The organism is Rhizobium tibeticum, assembly GCF_900110205.1.
GTDB classification, from domain to species: Bacteria; Pseudomonadota; Alphaproteobacteria; order Rhizobiales; family Rhizobiaceae; genus Rhizobium; species Rhizobium tibeticum.
The window spans coordinates 237,775-252,282 of record NZ_FOCV01000002.1; the positions used below are offsets into that span (position 1 = coordinate 237,775).

Below are 14,508 nucleotides of genomic sequence, written 5' to 3' on the forward strand. Positions count from 1 at the left end.
GTGGCCAGGTTGTGTGAGGTTGTAAGCGGAGAACAAAGCAAGCGGTTTGTCCGGACCGGGCAGTGGCGGAGTGGTCTTGAGGGCAAGTTGCCATCCGGGAACAAGCGTCCGCGCGCCTCGTGGCGCGCGGTCAAGACGTTCAACGCTTGCGCTCGATCGCGTCCCAAAGCAGGGCAGCAATATCTGCGCCGCCGAACTTGCGCACCTCACGAATGCCGGTCGGCGACGTCACATTGATCTCCGTCATGTAGTCGCCGATGACGTCGATGCCGACGAAGAGGAAACCGCGTTCCTTGAGCGCAGGGCCGATCCGCCTGCAGATTTCGATTTCGCGTGCCGTCAGTTCGGTTGCCTCGGCACGTCCGCCGACATGCATATTGGAACGACTGTCGTGCTCAGCAGGGACGCGATTTATGGCGCCGGCCGGCTCGCCATCGACAAGCAGGATGCGCTTGTCGCCCTTGCGCACGTCAGGCAGGTATTGCTGTGCGATGAAGGGTTCGCGAAACAGCTGGCCGAACATTTCGAGCAGCGACGACAGGTTGCGGTCGTCCTTGGTCGAGTGGAAAACGCCCGCGCCGCCATTGCCGTAGAGCGGCTTCAAGATGATGTCGCCCATCTCGTCCCGGAAGCGGCGGATTTCGCCCGCGTCCTTGGTGATCAGCGTCTTCGGCATCAGATCGGCGAATTCAGTGACGAAGATCTTCTCGGGGGAGTTCCGAACCCAGGCCGGATCATTGACGACGAGCGTCTTCGGGTGGATCCGCTCCAGCAAGTGTGTTGAGGTGATATAGGCCATGTCGAAGGGCGGGTCCTGGCGCAGCAGGATCACATCCATCGTCGACAGATCGACACGTTCCGACGTTCCGAGCTCGAAATGGTCGCCCTTGACGTCGCGCAGCACCATCGGCTCCACGGTAGCGAAGAGCTTTCCGTCCCGAAAGCTCAGGCGGTCGGGCGTGTAGTGGAAGAGCTTGTAGCCGCGAGCCTGCGCTTCGAGGCTCATCGCGAAGGTGGAATCGCCCGCAATATTGATGCCGGCAACATGGTCCATCTGGACCGCTACATTCTTGATCTTGGCCATTTCCGTCCCTTAGCTGATGCCGGACAGATGTAGGCTGCAGATGCCCCGAAAGCAACGCCGTGCTCGCGTCGCGAGACGAAATCTTCAGGCCGCGATGCCGCTCTTGGGAGCGTCGCCGCGCAGCAGGCTGCGGAGCCGATAGGCAAGCGCAACCGGCTTCGGGAACGGCTTCCTCAGGAACGCAACTTTGCGCACGTATTTGTCCACGCGCCAGCTCGCCCAGGTGCCGGCGGCAAAGAAGGCGACATCGCCGGCACCGAGCGTGCGCTCCGTGCCGTCCTCGGCGAGGATATGAACTTCGCCTTCGAGGATCATCACCGTCTCGTCCCAGTAGAAGAACCAACGGAATTCGCCCGCCGTACAGTCCCAGATTGCGGTCAGGGCTGCATCGTCATGGCTGCGCGAATGCTCCCCTGTGCGCGCCTGCGGGTTGCCGCTGATGATCCAGTCGGGATTGATCGGGGTCGAACGCATGACGAAATTATCACCTGATTTCGCCACGAACCTCTTAGGCGTCGCTTGCGGCAGACTCGGAAAAGGGACGACCCGCGCGGCCATTGCGACCATGCTCGCCAGCATCATCTGCATACCCATGAACAACCCCGTTGTTATCAAATCCTTGTCGGGATAGCAGAGAGTTGTAAAGGTACCGTACAAGCAGTGCCTACAATTTGAACGATCACGACGTCCAAGGTGCTAGGCAATTTCCGTTTTCGTCGCCACGGCCTGTGAAAATGCCGTTCCGCCGATACGCTTTCCGGTGTCGTGACTGAAGAAATGCAGTCTTTCGGCACCCACGACCAGCCGCAGTTCGGATGTTAGTTCCGTCTCCGGAGACAGGACTGCCGTCAGCGGCTGATCGCCAAGACTTCCATGCACGAGACGCTGCGAGCCGAGCTCTTCCACATAGTCCACCACAACAGTCATGGCATGTTCGCCGGGCCTGGCGAGGCGCAGGTCCTCGGCGCGAATGCCGACGGTGACGAGCCCGGATGTGGGTGCATGACCGCCAAGGTCGATCAGGTTCGCGGCCAGTGCAAGCTTGTCGCCATGCAGCTCGCCCTGCAGCAGATTCATCGCCGGGGACCCGATGAAGCTCGCAACGAAGGTCGAGGCTGGCGTGTGATAGACGTCGAGCGGTGCGCCGATCTGCTCGATTTCGCCGCCATTCAGAACGACCAGCCGATCGGCCAAGGTCATGGCTTCGAGCTGGTCGTGGGTGACGTAGATTGACGTCGTGCCAAGCCGGCGCTGCAAACGCTTGATTTCGCCGCGCATCGACACGCGCAGCTTGGCATCGAGATTCGACAGGGGCTCATCGAACAGGAAGGCGGCCGGCTTGCGGACGATGGCGCGGCCCATTGCGACGCGCTGACGCTGGCCGCCCGAAAGGGCGCGCGGCTTACGCTCGAGATAGGCCTCCAGCTGCAGCATACGAGCCGCCTCCGCAACGCGGGCATCGATCTCGGCCTTTGGCGTCTTGCGGTTGCGCAGGCCGTAAGCAAGATTTTCATAGACCGTCATATGCGGGTAAAGCGCGTAGTTCTGAAAGACCATGGCGATGTCGCGCTCGGCGGGGTCAACCCGGTTGACGACACGGTTGCCGATTTTCACCTCGCCCTTGGAGATTTCCTCTAGGCCGGCGACCATGCGCAGTAGTGTCGACTTCCCGCAGCCGGACGGGCCGACAAGAACGATAAACTCGCCGTCCTTGATGTCGATGTTCACGGACTTCACCGCATGCACGTCCCCGGTATAGATCTTGGAGACCTGATTGATTTCGATGGCGGCCATCGGCGTTTCCTTTACTTGTCGCTTTCCGTGAGGCCCTTGATGAACCAGCGCTGGAACACCACGACGATGATGACAGGCGGCAACATCGCGAGGATCGCGATGGCGAAGGCTTCGTTGTAATCAGGGATCTGCGCGCCGACCCAGACCAGCAGGATCTGCTTGATACCGCGCACCAGCGTGTAGAAGCTCTCGTCATTGGTCATCAGCATCGGCCAGAGATATTGGTTCCAGCCGTAGACGAACATGATGATGAAGATCGCAGCAACCATCGTCTTCGAGAGCGGCACGATCACGTCGAAGAAGAACTTGATCGGGCCGGCGCCATCGATGCGCGCGGCTTCCAGCAACTCGTCCGGGATCGATTTGAAGAACTGCCGAAAATAGAAGGTCCCCGTCGCCGACGCCAGCAGCGGCACGATCATGCCGGTATAGGTGTTGATGAGGTGCAACTGGTGCATCACCTCATAGGAGGGAAGGATGCGAACTTCGAGCGGCAGCAGCAGCGTCGTGAAGATCATCCAGAAAAACAGCGTTCCCAGACGGAAGCGGAAGTAGACGATGGCATAGGCAGCCAGCATCGACAAAACGATCTTGCCGACGGCAAAGCCGATCCCGAGGATCAGCGAGTTCATCAGCATGCGCGTGCCGGTGACCTGGCCTGTAAAGCCGCCCTCGCGGTTCAGGACTGTGTTGTAGGTTTCAGCGAAATGATTGCCCCAGGTCAGCGTCAGACCTTGCCGGTGGATTTCGGCGGCGTCGTGGGTCGAGGTGAAGAAGGCAACGACGACGGGCGCCATCATGACGAAGACGCCAAGGAGCAGGATGATGTGATCGACTATCTTGAGACGGTACATTCCCGCGCTCCTCAATTATAGTGAACGCGCCGCTCAATGAAGCGGAACTGGAAGACGGTCAGCACGAAAACGACGATCATCAGGATCACCGACTGGGGCGATGAGCCGCCGAGGTCGTTGCCGCGGAAGCCATCCATGTAAACCTTGTAGACCAGCGTGATCGGGTTGTTAGCCGCCTTGTCCTTCACCATCACGTCGACAATGCCGAAGGTGTCGAAGAGCGAATAGGTGACGTTGATCACGAAGAGGAAGAAGGCCGTCGGCGCCAGAAGCGGCAGGATGACCGTCCAGAACCGGCGAAAGCCCGAGCGGCAGTCGAGCGCCGCGGCTTCGCGAACGGAGACCGAAATCCCCTGGAGGCCCGACAGAAAGAAGATGAAATTATAGGGGATCTGCTTCCAGACGGAGACGACCACCATGGCAAAAGCCGTATCGAAATAATTGAGGCCGATCTTCATGTCCCAGCCGAACAGGGCGGCAAAGCGGACGAAGGGACCGATATGCTGGTCGAAGAACATCATGCCGATCAGGCCGGCCACCGGCGGGGCGATCGCATAAACCGAGATCAGCAATGTCTTGTAGGTCGAATTGCCGCGAATGACGGTATCCGCCTTGACCGCCAAGAGCAGACCGAACGCCAGCGAAAGGAAAGTGACGAGCGCCGTGAAGACCGCCGTGAAGCCGGCGATCGAGCGGTACTCGGCGCTTTCGAGAATACCTCTATAATTATCCAGGCCGACGAAGCTGGAGCCGAAACCAAACGGGTCTTCGAGGAAGAACGACGACTTTACCGCCTGAATGGACGGCCAGTAGAAGAAAACGAAAATGACCGCCATCTGCGGCAGCAGGAAGAGATAAGGCAGCGTTGGCGACGAAAACTGCACGCGCTTCATGGCGGGACCTTTGCAAAGCGGTGCCGGAGACGGCGAGCGCCTCCGGAACCGTTGTTGTCAGCGATGGACGAGATCAGCCGGCGGTCTTGGCGAAACGCGCGAGCAGCTGGTTGCCTTCATTCTCGATCGTGTCGAAAGCGTCCTTGACGGAGGTTTCGCCCGAGAAAATACGGCCATATTCGCGTTCCATGATTTCGCGGATCTGCGGGTAGAAACCGAGGCGATAGCCCTTCGACCATGCGCCGTCCTCCAGCTTCAGCTGCTTGATGCCGACTTCAGCCACCGGCTCCTTGTCGTAGTAGCCTTCCTTCTTGGCGAGCTCGTAAGCTGCCTCGGTGATTGCGACGTAGCCGGTTGCCTGGTGGTAGAACTTCTGGATCTCGGGCGAGGTCAGGAACTGGAAGAAGTCCGCAACGCACTTGTTCTCTTCAGCCGACGTGCCCGACATGGCAAAGAGTGCAGCGCCGCCGATGAAGCTATGGGTGCCAGCGCCCTTGATCGAACCCCAGTACGGCAGGAAGGTTGCCGAGAAGGGCATGGTTGCCGTCTTCTTGAGGCCGCCGAACGAACCCGAGGAACCGATCCAGAGAGCGACCTTGCCTTCTTCGAAGGGCTTCTGGTTGTCGCTCCAGCCGGCGCCGTAGTACTTGAAGTAGCCTTCGTCAGACCAGGCCTTCAGCTTGTCGAACATCATGATGAGGTTCGGGTCGGTGACCTTGAGCTTGGTGTCGACGACGCTGTCGTAGCCGTTGTTGTTGGTGGCGAACTGGATGTTGTTGCGCGCGAAGAAGTTCTCGGTGAACTCCCAGGTCAGCTGCGACTGGACGAGCGGGATATAGCCGGCGGCCTTGAGCTTCGGCGCGATCGCCTCGAACTCTTCCCAGGTCTTCGGGGCTTCGACGCCTGCCTTTTTCAGCGCTTCCGGATTGGTGTACATGATCGGAGCGGAAGAGTTGAAGGGCATGCCGACGAATTTGCCGTCAGCAGCAGCGTAGAAATAGCGAACACCCGGAATGAAGGCATTGCGGTCGAACTTGTAGCCGGCGTTCTTGATCAGATCTTCGGCCGGAACGACCGCGCCCTTGGCGTTGATGATGGTGGCAGCACCTGCGTCGAAGACCTGCAGAATGTTCGGCTGCTCGCCGGAGCGGAATGCGGCGATGCCAGCCGCAAGCGCTTCTTCGTAGGTGCCCTTGCTGACCGGGGTCATGGCGCAGGCAGACTGCGAAGCGTTGAACTTCTGTGCAACCTCATTGATGACTTCGCCGTTGCGCCCGCCCATGCCGTGCCACCACGTGATGTTGGTCGCAGCAAAGGACGACGATGCCGAAAAGCTTACGGCCATGGCCGCCATCGAAATTTTCTTGAACATGGCTAATCCCTCTCCACCAGTTATTGGGGTGAGGAGTGCAATAGAGGCCTTCCATGACGCCTCCTTAATGGTTTGATGACAGGAGTGTTACATCGATGGCTTTTTGCACACGATTGCAATCGGCATCAGAAGGCGTTCGGAAGATGGCGAGGCAAGCGGCCCGGCAGGATGGCCACGATATCGTAACGCTTCGAAAGCACAGCATAATCGCGTTGGCGCGCCAACCACAGATCGCTGGCCGCTCTGATCCGATTTTGTGCCGTTCACGGCGCTGCGTCGATGGCGCTCATCTCCTCGCGACGCACCTTCACTTCCACGAATATCGCCAGATTGCGCTTGCGTGCAACGATGTCGATCTCACCAAGCTTGGTGCAAGAGCGAAGGGCGACGATTCGACAACCCTTCAGCATGAGGTAGAGAGCAGCCAAATACTCGGGAGACATGGCCCCGCCAAGCGCCTTACGGCGGTCGGTCGCGGCAGCCCTATCGCCCATCGCCGCCCTTCATGTCGAGAAGCCGTTGGTAGAGTCCCTTCTTGGAAAGACCCGTCAGCCGCGACGCTTCCGCGGCGGCCTTGGAGGTCGGCAGGATCCTGGCTAGGTCGGTCAGGATCGCATCGACATCCGCGGCTTCGACCGGGCGCTCCGGTGGCGGACCAATGACAAGCACGATCTCGCCTTTGACGCTGTCGACATCGGCATAATGTGCAGCAAGCTCCGCCAGCGTACCGCGCCGAAACTCCTCGTAGGTCTTGGTCAGTTCGCGACAGACGGAGGCCACGCGATCACCGCCGAGCACATCGGCGGCAGCGGCCAGCGTTGCCGCTATGCGATGCGGCGATTCAAAGAACATCAGTGTTGCGGAAACGGCTACGAACTCAGCCAGACGATCGCGACGCGCCTTGTCTTTGGTCGGCAGAAAACCGGCGAAGAGAAAGGCATCGTTGGGCAGGCCGGAGCCAACCAGAGCGGCAAGCGGGGCGGACGCACCGGGAATGGGCACGACGCGATAACCTGCCTCGATGGCGCTCTGTGCGAGACGATAGCCGGGGTCTGAGACCAGGGGCGTCCCTGCGTCAGATACAAGAGCGACGGATTTGCCGGCCTCCAGCGCCTGCATCAGTCGCGGGCCAGCCTCCTCGGCATTGTGCTCGTGATAGGCGTAGGGGCGGTTCTGAATGCCGTAGCGGTCCAGCAGCACGCGGGTGACGCGCGTGTCCTCGCAGGCCAGCACATCGGCACCGGCAAGCGTTTCCAGTGCGCGCAAGGTGATGTCGCCGAGATTGCCGATCGGCGTTGCGACGAGATACAGCGCCGGCTCCAATGGCCGTGCCGGAATGGACATATTGTGCAGGCGGAAGCTGCGTTGCCTGCCGCCTTCGGCCATCACATCGTCGTTGCTCAAGGTACTTCCACTTTCTTTGGCTTCGCGCCTTTATGGGCGAGGCCTTGCAGTTCGGCAAGGCCGCTGCAATTTCTGTGAGCATTGCGCGGGAAAACGGCAATTGCATCGACGCTTCCGTTTGCGCCTCTTGCAATCCGTCGCAAAATTCTGCCATTTTGCCTGTCCACTCTCCGGTCCCTTTTGGGCAAAAGCATTCCTTGCGGCGCGCGACATGCGCGCCCAAGCAGTAACGGTCGAAAGCGGTAGCATCCCATGCGTATTACAATTGAGCGGTCCAACCTTTTGAAGTCGCTGAACCACGTGCATCGCGTGGTCGAACGCCGGAACACAATCCCGATCCTGTCCAACATCCTGCTGCGTGCCGACGGCCAGAACCTGGACATGAAGGCAACCGACCTAGACCTCGAAGTGACCGAGGCGACGCCTGCCAACGTCGAACAGGCGGGCGCAACGACCGTTCCCGCGCATCTTCTTTACGACATCGTGCGCAAGCTGCCGGACGGTTCTGAAGTGCTGCTTGCGACCAGCACCGACGGCGGCTCGATGACGGTTCAGTCCGGCCGCTCCAAGTTCTCGCTGCAGTGCCTGCCGGAATCCGACTTCCCCGATCTCACCGCCGGCACCTTCAGCCATACCTTCAAGCTGAAGGCGACCGACCTCAAGATGCTGATCGATCGCACGCAGTTCGCGATCTCGACCGAGGAAACCCGCTACTATCTGAACGGCATTTTCTTCCACACCATCGAAAGCAAGGGCGACCTGAAGCTGCGCGCCGTTGCAACCGACGGCCACCGCCTCGCCCGGGCCGACGTGGATGCGCCATCAGGCTCGGAAGGCATGCCCGGCATCATCATCCCGCGCAAGACCGTGGGCGAGTTGCAGAAGCTTGTCGATGTACCCGACGCGATTGTGACCGTCGAAGTTTCCGACGCCAAGATCCGTCTCAGCATCGGCTCGATCGTCATGACCTCGAAGCTGATCGACGGCACGTTCCCCGATTACCAACGCGTCATCCCGACCAACAATGACAAGGAAATGCGGGTCGACTGCACGACCTTCGCGCAGGCCGTCGACCGCGTCTCGACCATCTCCTCCGAGCGTGGCCGCGCGGTCAAGCTCGCCCTCTCAGACGGCCAGCTACTACTCACCGTCAACAACCCGGATTCCGGCAGTGCGACCGAAGAAGTCGCGGTCGGCTACGACACAGACGCCATGGAAATCGGCTTCAACGCGAAGTACCTGCTCGACATCACGGCGCAGCTTTCGGGCGACGAAGCGATCTTCCTGCTCGCCGATGCCGGCTCGCCAACGCTCATTCGCGACACGGCCGGTGACGACGCTCTCTATGTGCTGATGCCGATGCGCGTCTAGGCGCGCGTCGTATTTACTACGCAAATTTTGTCAATTGCGACGTCGGGTCTTGTTTTTCGTGCCGACTGGCCGCAATTAGGGACCGGGCTGCTGGTTGCATATCTAGGAGGACGGCATGGCGTTGCGCCTGAAGGAACGGCTGGGCAAGAAGTTCGATGAGGAGATCCGCTTCTTCAAGGGAATGATGCAGGGGCCGAAGACCGTCGGTTCGATCGTTCCCACCTCTTCCATCACCGCGCGCAAAATGGCGAGCGTCGTCAACCTTCACTCGGGCTTGCCGGTTCTCGAGCTTGGACCCGGCACCGGGGCGATCACCAAGGCAATCCTCGGGCGCGGGGTAAAGCCGGAAAATCTGGTCGCCGTCGAGTATTCGACGGATTTCTACGAGCACCTGGTCCGGCTCTATCCAGGCGTGAACTTCATCAATGGCGATGCGTTCAACCTCGACAAGACGCTCGGTGACCTGAAGGGTCAGACCTTCGATTCCGTCGTTTCCGCCGTTCCGCTCCTGAACTTCCCGATGCAGGCGCGCATCGCGCTTTTGGAAAGCCTGCTCGACCGCCTGCCGGCGGGCCGGCCTGTCGTGCAGATTTCCTACGGCCCGGTGTCGCCGATCATTGCCCGGCCGGATCGCTATCACATCCAGCACTTCGACTTCATCGTTCGCAACATCCCGCCGGCGCAGCTCTGGATCTACCGGCGCGGCTGAACCCGGTGCTTGGCCTCTACATCACCCATCCGCAAGTGACGATCGATCCGGCCGTTCCCGTGCCCAAATGGGGATTGTCGGAGATGGGTGCCGCGCGCACCCGCAAGGCAGCCGAAAGCAGTTGGGTACCGCAACTGCGGCGCATCGTTTCCAGCGACGAGACGAAAGCGATCGAGACCGCGGAGATCCTTGCCGTCGCTGCAGGGGTGCCCGTCGAGATCGTCCACGGCATGCACGAGAACGACCGCTCGGCCACCGGTTTCCTGCCGCCGCCGGAATTCGAGAAGGCGGCCGACTGGTTCTTTGCGCATCCCGAAGAGAGCTTCAGAGGTTGGGAACGGGCAATCGATGCCCAACGGCGGATCGTATCGGCCGTCACCGATGTCCTCGCTTGGCATGACCCCGCCCTGCCCATTGCATTCGTGGGCCACGGAGGCGTGGGAACCTTGCTGAAGTGCTATTTGCAGGGCCGCCCGATCCGGCGCGACGGCGACCAGCCGGGAGGCGGCGGCAATCTCTACTGTTTCAGCCTTGCGGATCGGCGCCCATCGTGCGACTGGACGACTATCGAAGAGTGGCGGGGATGGATGTGACATGGATGCACGCGAGCGGCTGATCGTCGGGCTGGATGTTCCAACGCTTGGCGAGGCTGAGAAGATCGTCGCTATGCTTGGCGACGACGTCGTTTTCTACAAGATCGGCTATCAGCTTGCCTTTGCCGGCGGCCTGGAATTTGCGCGCGACCTTGCCAAGAGCGGCAAGAAGATCTTCCTCGACATGAAGCTGCTCGACATCGACAACACGGTCGCCTCAGGCGTCGAGAACATCGTCAAGATGGGGATGTCGATGCTGACGCTGCACGCCTATCCGAAGGCGATGAAAGCTGCGGTCGAGGCCGCCAAGGGATCCGAGCTCTGCTTGCTCGGCGTGACCGTGCTGACGTCGATGGATGAGCAAGACCTGATCGCGGCTGGTTACGAGTATGATCCCCATACCCTCGTGCTGCGCCGCGCCGAACAAGCGCACCTTGCCGGCATGGGCGGCATCGTCTGCTCCGCCGAGGAAGCGTCCGCCGTCCGCAAGATCATCGGCCCCGATATGGCGCTTGTCACACCGGGCATCCGCCCCGCCGGCAGCGACAAGGGCGACCAGAAACGCGTGATGACGCCGGCCGCGGCACTGAAGGCCGGCTCCAGCCATCTCGTCGTCGCCCGCCCGATCGTCAAGGCTGCTGATCCCAAGGAAGCGGCTCGGGCAATCCTCGCCGAAATGTCGGCGGCCCTTCAATAATCAACCGAGCCAGGGAGCATTGAGATGGCAAAAGGATACTGGATCGCACGCGTCGATGTTCGCGAGACCGAGCGCTACAAGGACTATGTTGCGGCCGCCAAGCCGGCCTTCGAGAAGTATGGCGCCAACTTTCTCGCCCGCGGCGGCGCGATCACCGAGCTCGAGGGCAAGGCGCGGGCGCGCAACGTCGTGATCGAATTCCCCTCGATGCAGCACGCCGTCGATTGCTACAATTCGCCGGAATACCAGATCGCCGCCAAAATCCGCCAGGAAATCGCTGATGCCGAGATGGTCGTCGTCGAAGGCATCTGAGGCAAATTTTCGGCCCTGAGAACTGCGGCGCGATGGCCCTTTTCGTCGCGCCGCGATTGGTCTAAGACGAAACCAGATCGATCACACAACTGAGCCTTTCGAGGAGCCTGTCATGACCCTTGCCAACCTGCCGCCACTCGTCACCGTGTTCGGAGGGTCCGGCTTCATCGGCAGGCATATCGTGCGCACGCTCGCAAAGCGCGGCTACCGCATCCGCGTTGCCGTTCGCCGCCCGGATCTCGCCGGCTTCCTGCAGCCGCTCGGCAATGTCGGGCAGATATCCTTCGTCCAGGCGAACCTGCGCTACCGCAACTCCGTCGATCGCGCCGTCGAAGGCGCCGACTACGTCGTCAACTGCGTCGGCATCCTGCACGAAGCGGGCCGCAACTCGTTCGAGGCAGTTCAGGAATTCGGCGCCCGTGCCGTCGCTGAAGCGGCCCGCGCCGTCGGCGCCAAGCTGATCCACATCTCGGCGATCGGCGCGCACGCGCATTCCGACTCCGGATACGCCCGCACCAAGGGTCGCGCCGAAGCAGCGATCCACGCGATCAAGCCGGATGCCATCATCTACCGTCCATCAGTCGTCTTCGGTCCCGAGGACAGCTTCTTCAACAAATTTGCCGACATGGCGCGCATCGCACCCGTTCTGCCACTGATCGGCGGCGGCAAAACGAAATTCCAGCCGGTCTACGTCGTGGACGTTGCCGAAGCCGTTGCCAAGGCTGTGGAGGGCACGGTGGCCGCGGGCGAAGTCTACGAGCTTGGCGGACCTGAAGTGCTGACGTTCCGTGAATGTCTCGAGATCATGCTCAAGGCAACCTGGCGCAAGAATCGTTTGGTTTCGATCCCCTTCGGCATCGCGTCGCTCATCGGCAGCATCGCCTCGCTCGTTCCGTTCATCACACCGCCGATCACGGCCGACCAGGTGCGCCTGCTGAAGAAGGACAATATTGTTTCGAAGGACGCGGAAGCCGAAGACCGTACCTTGAAGGGCATCGGCGTCACACCAACCCTGGTGAGTTCGGTCATTGGTTCGTATCTCGTGCAGTATCGTCCGCACGGTCAGTATACCGGATCAGGCAAGGCCGCCTGAGGGCATCCTACTCCCCAGCATACCACGCCGCTCGCGATCTTCGCGGGCGGTGTTTTTCGTGGAAGGGTCTTTCAGAATCGCGCAAGTTGTGCACGCTTTTCTCCCGGCGCCGAACGGGCATAAGTTGCATAAAAGCCGCACGTAAAAATTAGCGGAATTAACACCAAATTTAGCAGGAACATTTATTGCTATTTGTCACTCCACTGACTACACACCCCGCGCGTCTCCCAATGGACTCAGCGCCTTTGACGGCGCGCTAACGACTTTTGAAAGGCTTTCTTCGATGGGTAGGTCAATCGCGCTCCTGTTTGCGTGTGCGGCGCTGGTAATTCTGGCAGGCTCCTTCATTGCACCCGGTTCGGTTGCAGCGGTGAAGGGCGAGTGCTCGCCAGCCTACGGCGTTGATCCCTGCGAGACCGGCTCCATCAGCCGGTGACGAAAGACCGGCGCCTCGGCGCCGGCATTACCCGAACAGAACGCCTGAAGCATTGCGCTTTAAGCTGTGAGTTCATTGTTTCCCGCTCACGGGAAACAATGGCGGATTAAATCCGCATTCGCGCCATGGATTGCGCAAATGCGGCAATCGTATCAGGCAATCATGCCGGACGCTGCCATGCCGAGCAGAACAACTCCGAGAATGATGCGGTAGATCGCAAACACTGTAAACCGATTGCTCCGGATATAGGATAGCAGCCATTTCACGGCGATGAACGCGACCACCGTGGAAACGGCGAAGGCGATCCCGAGGCCGGTCCAATCCTCGTTTGCTGCTCCACCATCCTTGAACGTCTTCAGCAATTCAAAGGCACTCGCGGCATACATGGTCGGGATACCGACGAGAAAAGCGAATTCTGTCGCCGCGGCCCGATTGCCCGTGCCTGCCAGCATGGCGACGAAAATCGTGGCGCCGGAGCGTGACGTTCCCGGGAAGACGCCGGCAACCACCTGGGCAATGCCGACCAAGATGGCAACGAGCCAGGTTATCTCCTTGTGCGGCGGCCGGCGGGCAGCTGCCCATTCGGCAAACATCATCCAGACACCGCCAATGATCAGCGCCCAGGCGATCGGCGTCGCAGTCTCAGGCAGCTGAAAGCCGAGCTTCTTGACGACAAGTCCGAGGATCGCCGTGATGAGAAACGCGACGATCAGTTTGGCGGCGTAGGTGCGGTTCCGCGGATCCCGCCATCCGAGCAACAGGTCCAATAGCCGACGCCAGTAAATGATCGTGACGGCGAGGATGGCGCCTGCCTGAATAACGATATTGAACATATCCGACCGGTGGCCGAGCCATTGCTCCGCAATGATGAGGTGGCCGGTGCTCGAAATCGGCAGAAACTCGGTAATTCCCTCTATTATGCCTAGAATTATAGAGTTTACATAATCCATGAATTCTCTCCGTGGAGTTTGGTCGGGCTTTCGTTGGGGTTATGGCGTCTGGAAGTGACGAAGACAGGGCGAGAAGCAAAAATCAGTTTTTCGGGCACGTCCACGTCCTTTGTCAGGCGGTCCGCAATCCGACTCGCTTGTATTGGAAGGGCCAAGCTCCTATAGCTTCAACGAATGAGTCATGACTAGGGCGCTATGATTATCGCGCTTCCGCAACGCACAACACCCATCAAAAAATTCGAGAATCGATGCCCACGCTCTACCATCACCCCATGTCATCCGCATCACGCTTCGTTCGGTTGATCCTGACGGAGTACGGCTATCAGACGGACCTGATCGAGGAGCAGACATGGGAGAAGCGCCGGGATTTCCTCGCACTGAACCCAGCCGGAACATTGCCGGTCTACGTCGATGACAGCATGCGGGCACTGTGTGGCGCCGCTGTGATCTCCGAGTATCTCGACGAGACGCACGGCGTCCTGAAGCGCGATCGCCGGCTGCTGGCCGAAGATCCATTCCAGCGCGCCGAAATTCGTCGGCTGACAGAGTGGTTCATGCAGAAGATGGAAACCGACGTGACCAAGCCGCTTGCCCGCGAGCGCGTCTATAAACTGCAGATGACGGCGGATCAGGGTGGTGGTGCGCCGGATTCTAAGATCCTTCGCACGGCACGGGCGAATATCCGCCAGCACATGAAATACCTGACATGGCTTGCAGGCTCACGCCAGTGGCTGGCCGGTGACCGAATGAGCTATGCCGATCTGGCCGCTGCCTCAGCAGTTTCCATTCTCGATTATCTCGGCGAAATCGACTGGTCGGAAGCTCCTGTTGTCAAGGATTGGTATCAGCGCCTGAAGTCGCGCCCATCCTTCCGACCGCTGCTTACCGAGCGCGTGCGGGGACTGACACCGGTTTCGCACTACGCCGATCTGGATTTCTGACGAGG

At 60.1% G+C, this 14,508-nt stretch carries 16 protein-coding genes and 1 pseudogene; 8 read left to right on the top strand and 9 right to left on the bottom strand.

Annotated features, from left to right (window positions below; translation table 11 throughout):
* Nucleotides 1–139: 139 nt before the first annotated feature.
* The 8 genes and pseudogenes from gshB to rsmI all read right to left on the bottom strand — a co-directional run bounded on the left by gshB (nt 140) and on the right by rsmI (nt 7,383).
* Nucleotides 140–1,084: a glutathione synthase gene (gene gshB / locus BSG20_RS03095; protein WP_024314453.1), complete on the bottom strand. Its 945-nt coding sequence runs from the start codon at nt 1,082–1,084 to the stop codon at nt 140–142.
* Nucleotides 1,085–1,168: 84 nt separating this feature from the next.
* Nucleotides 1,169–1,678 carry a cupin domain-containing protein gene (locus BSG20_RS03100; protein WP_072371655.1) on the bottom strand — a complete coding sequence of 170 codons (510 nt, stop codon included), beginning with the start codon at nt 1,676–1,678 and terminating at the stop codon, nt 1,169–1,171.
* A gap of 102 nt (nt 1,679–1,780) precedes the next feature.
* The gene (locus tag BSG20_RS03105; protein WP_072371657.1) at nt 1,781–2,878 is read right to left on the bottom strand and encodes an ABC transporter ATP-binding protein; all 1,098 of its coding nucleotides are present in this window, start codon (nt 2,876–2,878) and stop codon (nt 1,781–1,783) included.
* Between the two features lie 11 nt (nt 2,879–2,889).
* Nucleotides 2,890–3,732, bottom strand: coding sequence for a sn-glycerol-3-phosphate ABC transporter permease UgpE (ugpE, locus tag BSG20_RS03110; protein ID WP_024317759.1), 843 nt, complete (start codon nt 3,730–3,732; stop codon nt 2,890–2,892).
* An 11-nt stretch (nt 3,733–3,743) separates the two neighbouring features.
* Nucleotides 3,744–4,625 (bottom strand): ABC transporter permease subunit, encoded by an 882-nt coding sequence (locus tag BSG20_RS03115; protein ID WP_072371659.1) that lies wholly within the window; start codon nt 4,623–4,625, stop codon nt 3,744–3,746.
* Between the two features lie 73 nt (nt 4,626–4,698).
* Nucleotides 4,699–5,997, bottom strand: coding sequence for an extracellular solute-binding protein (locus BSG20_RS03120; RefSeq protein WP_072371671.1), 1,299 nt, complete (start codon nt 5,995–5,997; stop codon nt 4,699–4,701).
* A gap of 125 nt (nt 5,998–6,122) precedes the next feature.
* Nucleotides 6,123–6,491, bottom strand: a pseudogene (locus BSG20_RS03125) (YraN family protein).
* A complete protein-coding gene (rsmI, locus tag BSG20_RS03130) occupies nt 6,481–7,383 on the bottom strand; it encodes a 16S rRNA (cytidine(1402)-2'-O)-methyltransferase (protein ID WP_072371997.1) in 903 nt (300 codons plus the stop codon). Before rsmI ends, BSG20_RS03125 begins: the two are co-directional and overlap by 11 nt.
* A gap of 270 nt (nt 7,384–7,653) precedes the next feature.
* Between rsmI and dnaN the strand changes: the two genes are divergently transcribed.
* The 7 genes from dnaN to BSG20_RS36275 all read left to right on the top strand — a co-directional run bounded on the left by dnaN (nt 7,654) and on the right by BSG20_RS36275 (nt 12,612).
* Nucleotides 7,654–8,772: a DNA polymerase III subunit beta gene (dnaN, locus tag BSG20_RS03135; RefSeq protein ID WP_072371674.1), complete on the top strand. Its 1,119-nt coding sequence runs from the start codon at nt 7,654–7,656 to the stop codon at nt 8,770–8,772.
* Between the two features lie 115 nt (nt 8,773–8,887).
* Nucleotides 8,888–9,481 carry a phospholipid N-methyltransferase PmtA gene (gene pmtA, locus BSG20_RS03140; protein ID WP_037114873.1) on the top strand — a complete coding sequence of 198 codons (594 nt, stop codon included), beginning with the start codon at nt 8,888–8,890 and terminating at the stop codon, nt 9,479–9,481.
* Nucleotides 9,482–9,486: 5 nt separating this feature from the next.
* Nucleotides 9,487–10,074, top strand: a complete 588-nt coding sequence (locus tag BSG20_RS03145) for a histidine phosphatase family protein (RefSeq protein WP_072371677.1) — start codon at nt 9,487–9,489, stop codon at nt 10,072–10,074.
* Nucleotide 10,075: 1 nt separating this feature from the next.
* Nucleotides 10,076–10,771 (top strand): orotidine-5'-phosphate decarboxylase, encoded by a 696-nt coding sequence (gene pyrF / locus BSG20_RS03150; protein WP_072371680.1) that lies wholly within the window; start codon nt 10,076–10,078, stop codon nt 10,769–10,771.
* 24 nt (nt 10,772–10,795) lie between these two features.
* Entirely contained in the window at nt 10,796–11,083 is a 288-nt protein-coding gene (locus BSG20_RS03155; protein ID WP_024317750.1) for a DUF1330 domain-containing protein, read from the top strand.
* Between the two features lie 112 nt (nt 11,084–11,195).
* Complete coding sequence (locus BSG20_RS03160; protein ID WP_072371684.1) at nt 11,196–12,176, top strand: complex I NDUFA9 subunit family protein; 981 nt, start codon at nt 11,196–11,198, stop codon at nt 12,174–12,176.
* 283 nt (nt 12,177–12,459) lie between these two features.
* Nucleotides 12,460–12,612 (top strand): hypothetical protein, encoded by a 153-nt coding sequence (locus BSG20_RS36275; RefSeq protein WP_007799501.1) that lies wholly within the window; start codon nt 12,460–12,462, stop codon nt 12,610–12,612.
* Nucleotides 12,613–12,764: 152 nt separating this feature from the next.
* Here the strand turns inward: BSG20_RS36275 and BSG20_RS03170 are convergent, their stop codons facing one another.
* The gene (locus BSG20_RS03170) at nt 12,765–13,562 is read right to left on the bottom strand and encodes an undecaprenyl-diphosphate phosphatase (protein ID WP_072371687.1); all 798 of its coding nucleotides are present in this window, start codon (nt 13,560–13,562) and stop codon (nt 12,765–12,767) included.
* 248 nt (nt 13,563–13,810) lie between these two features.
* Here BSG20_RS03170 and BSG20_RS03175 point away from each other — a divergent pair, with 248 nt between their 5' ends.
* The gene (locus tag BSG20_RS03175; protein WP_024317747.1) at nt 13,811–14,503 is read left to right on the top strand and encodes a glutathione S-transferase family protein; all 693 of its coding nucleotides are present in this window, start codon (nt 13,811–13,813) and stop codon (nt 14,501–14,503) included.
* The last annotated feature ends 5 nt before the right edge of the window (nt 14,504–14,508 follow it).

Excerpts from the sequence above, each read along its gene's own strand:
- gshB (WP_024314453.1), bottom strand. The coding sequence starts at position 1,084 with ATGGCCAAGATCAAGAATGTAGCGGTCCAGATGGACCATGTTGCCGGC.
- BSG20_RS03100 (WP_072371655.1), bottom strand. The coding sequence starts at position 1,678 with ATGGGTATGCAGATGATGCTGGCGAGCATGGTCGCAATGGCCGCGCGG.
- BSG20_RS03105 (WP_072371657.1), bottom strand. The coding sequence starts at position 2,878 with ATGGCCGCCATCGAAATCAATCAGGTCTCCAAGATCTATACCGGGGAC.
- ugpE (WP_024317759.1), bottom strand. The coding sequence starts at position 3,732 with ATGTACCGTCTCAAGATAGTCGATCACATCATCCTGCTCCTTGGCGTC.
- BSG20_RS03115 (WP_072371659.1), bottom strand. The coding sequence starts at position 4,625 with ATGAAGCGCGTGCAGTTTTCGTCGCCAACGCTGCCTTATCTCTTCCTG.
- BSG20_RS03120 (WP_072371671.1), bottom strand. The coding sequence starts at position 5,997 with ATGTTCAAGAAAATTTCGATGGCGGCCATGGCCGTAAGCTTTTCGGCA.
- rsmI (WP_072371997.1), bottom strand. The coding sequence starts at position 7,383 with ATGGCCGAAGGCGGCAGGCAACGCAGCTTCCGCCTGCACAATATGTCC.
- dnaN (WP_072371674.1), top strand. The coding sequence starts at position 7,654 with ATGCGTATTACAATTGAGCGGTCCAACCTTTTGAAGTCGCTGAACCAC.
- pmtA (WP_037114873.1), top strand. The coding sequence starts at position 8,888 with ATGGCGTTGCGCCTGAAGGAACGGCTGGGCAAGAAGTTCGATGAGGAG.
- pyrF (WP_072371680.1), top strand. The coding sequence starts at position 10,076 with ATGGATGCACGCGAGCGGCTGATCGTCGGGCTGGATGTTCCAACGCTT.
- BSG20_RS03155 (WP_024317750.1), top strand. The coding sequence starts at position 10,796 with ATGGCAAAAGGATACTGGATCGCACGCGTCGATGTTCGCGAGACCGAG.
- BSG20_RS03160 (WP_072371684.1), top strand. The coding sequence starts at position 11,196 with ATGACCCTTGCCAACCTGCCGCCACTCGTCACCGTGTTCGGAGGGTCC.
- BSG20_RS36275 (WP_007799501.1), top strand. The coding sequence starts at position 12,460 with ATGGGTAGGTCAATCGCGCTCCTGTTTGCGTGTGCGGCGCTGGTAATT.
- BSG20_RS03170 (WP_072371687.1), bottom strand. The coding sequence starts at position 13,562 with ATGGATTATGTAAACTCTATAATTCTAGGCATAATAGAGGGAATTACC.
- BSG20_RS03175 (WP_024317747.1), top strand. The coding sequence starts at position 13,811 with ATGCCCACGCTCTACCATCACCCCATGTCATCCGCATCACGCTTCGTT.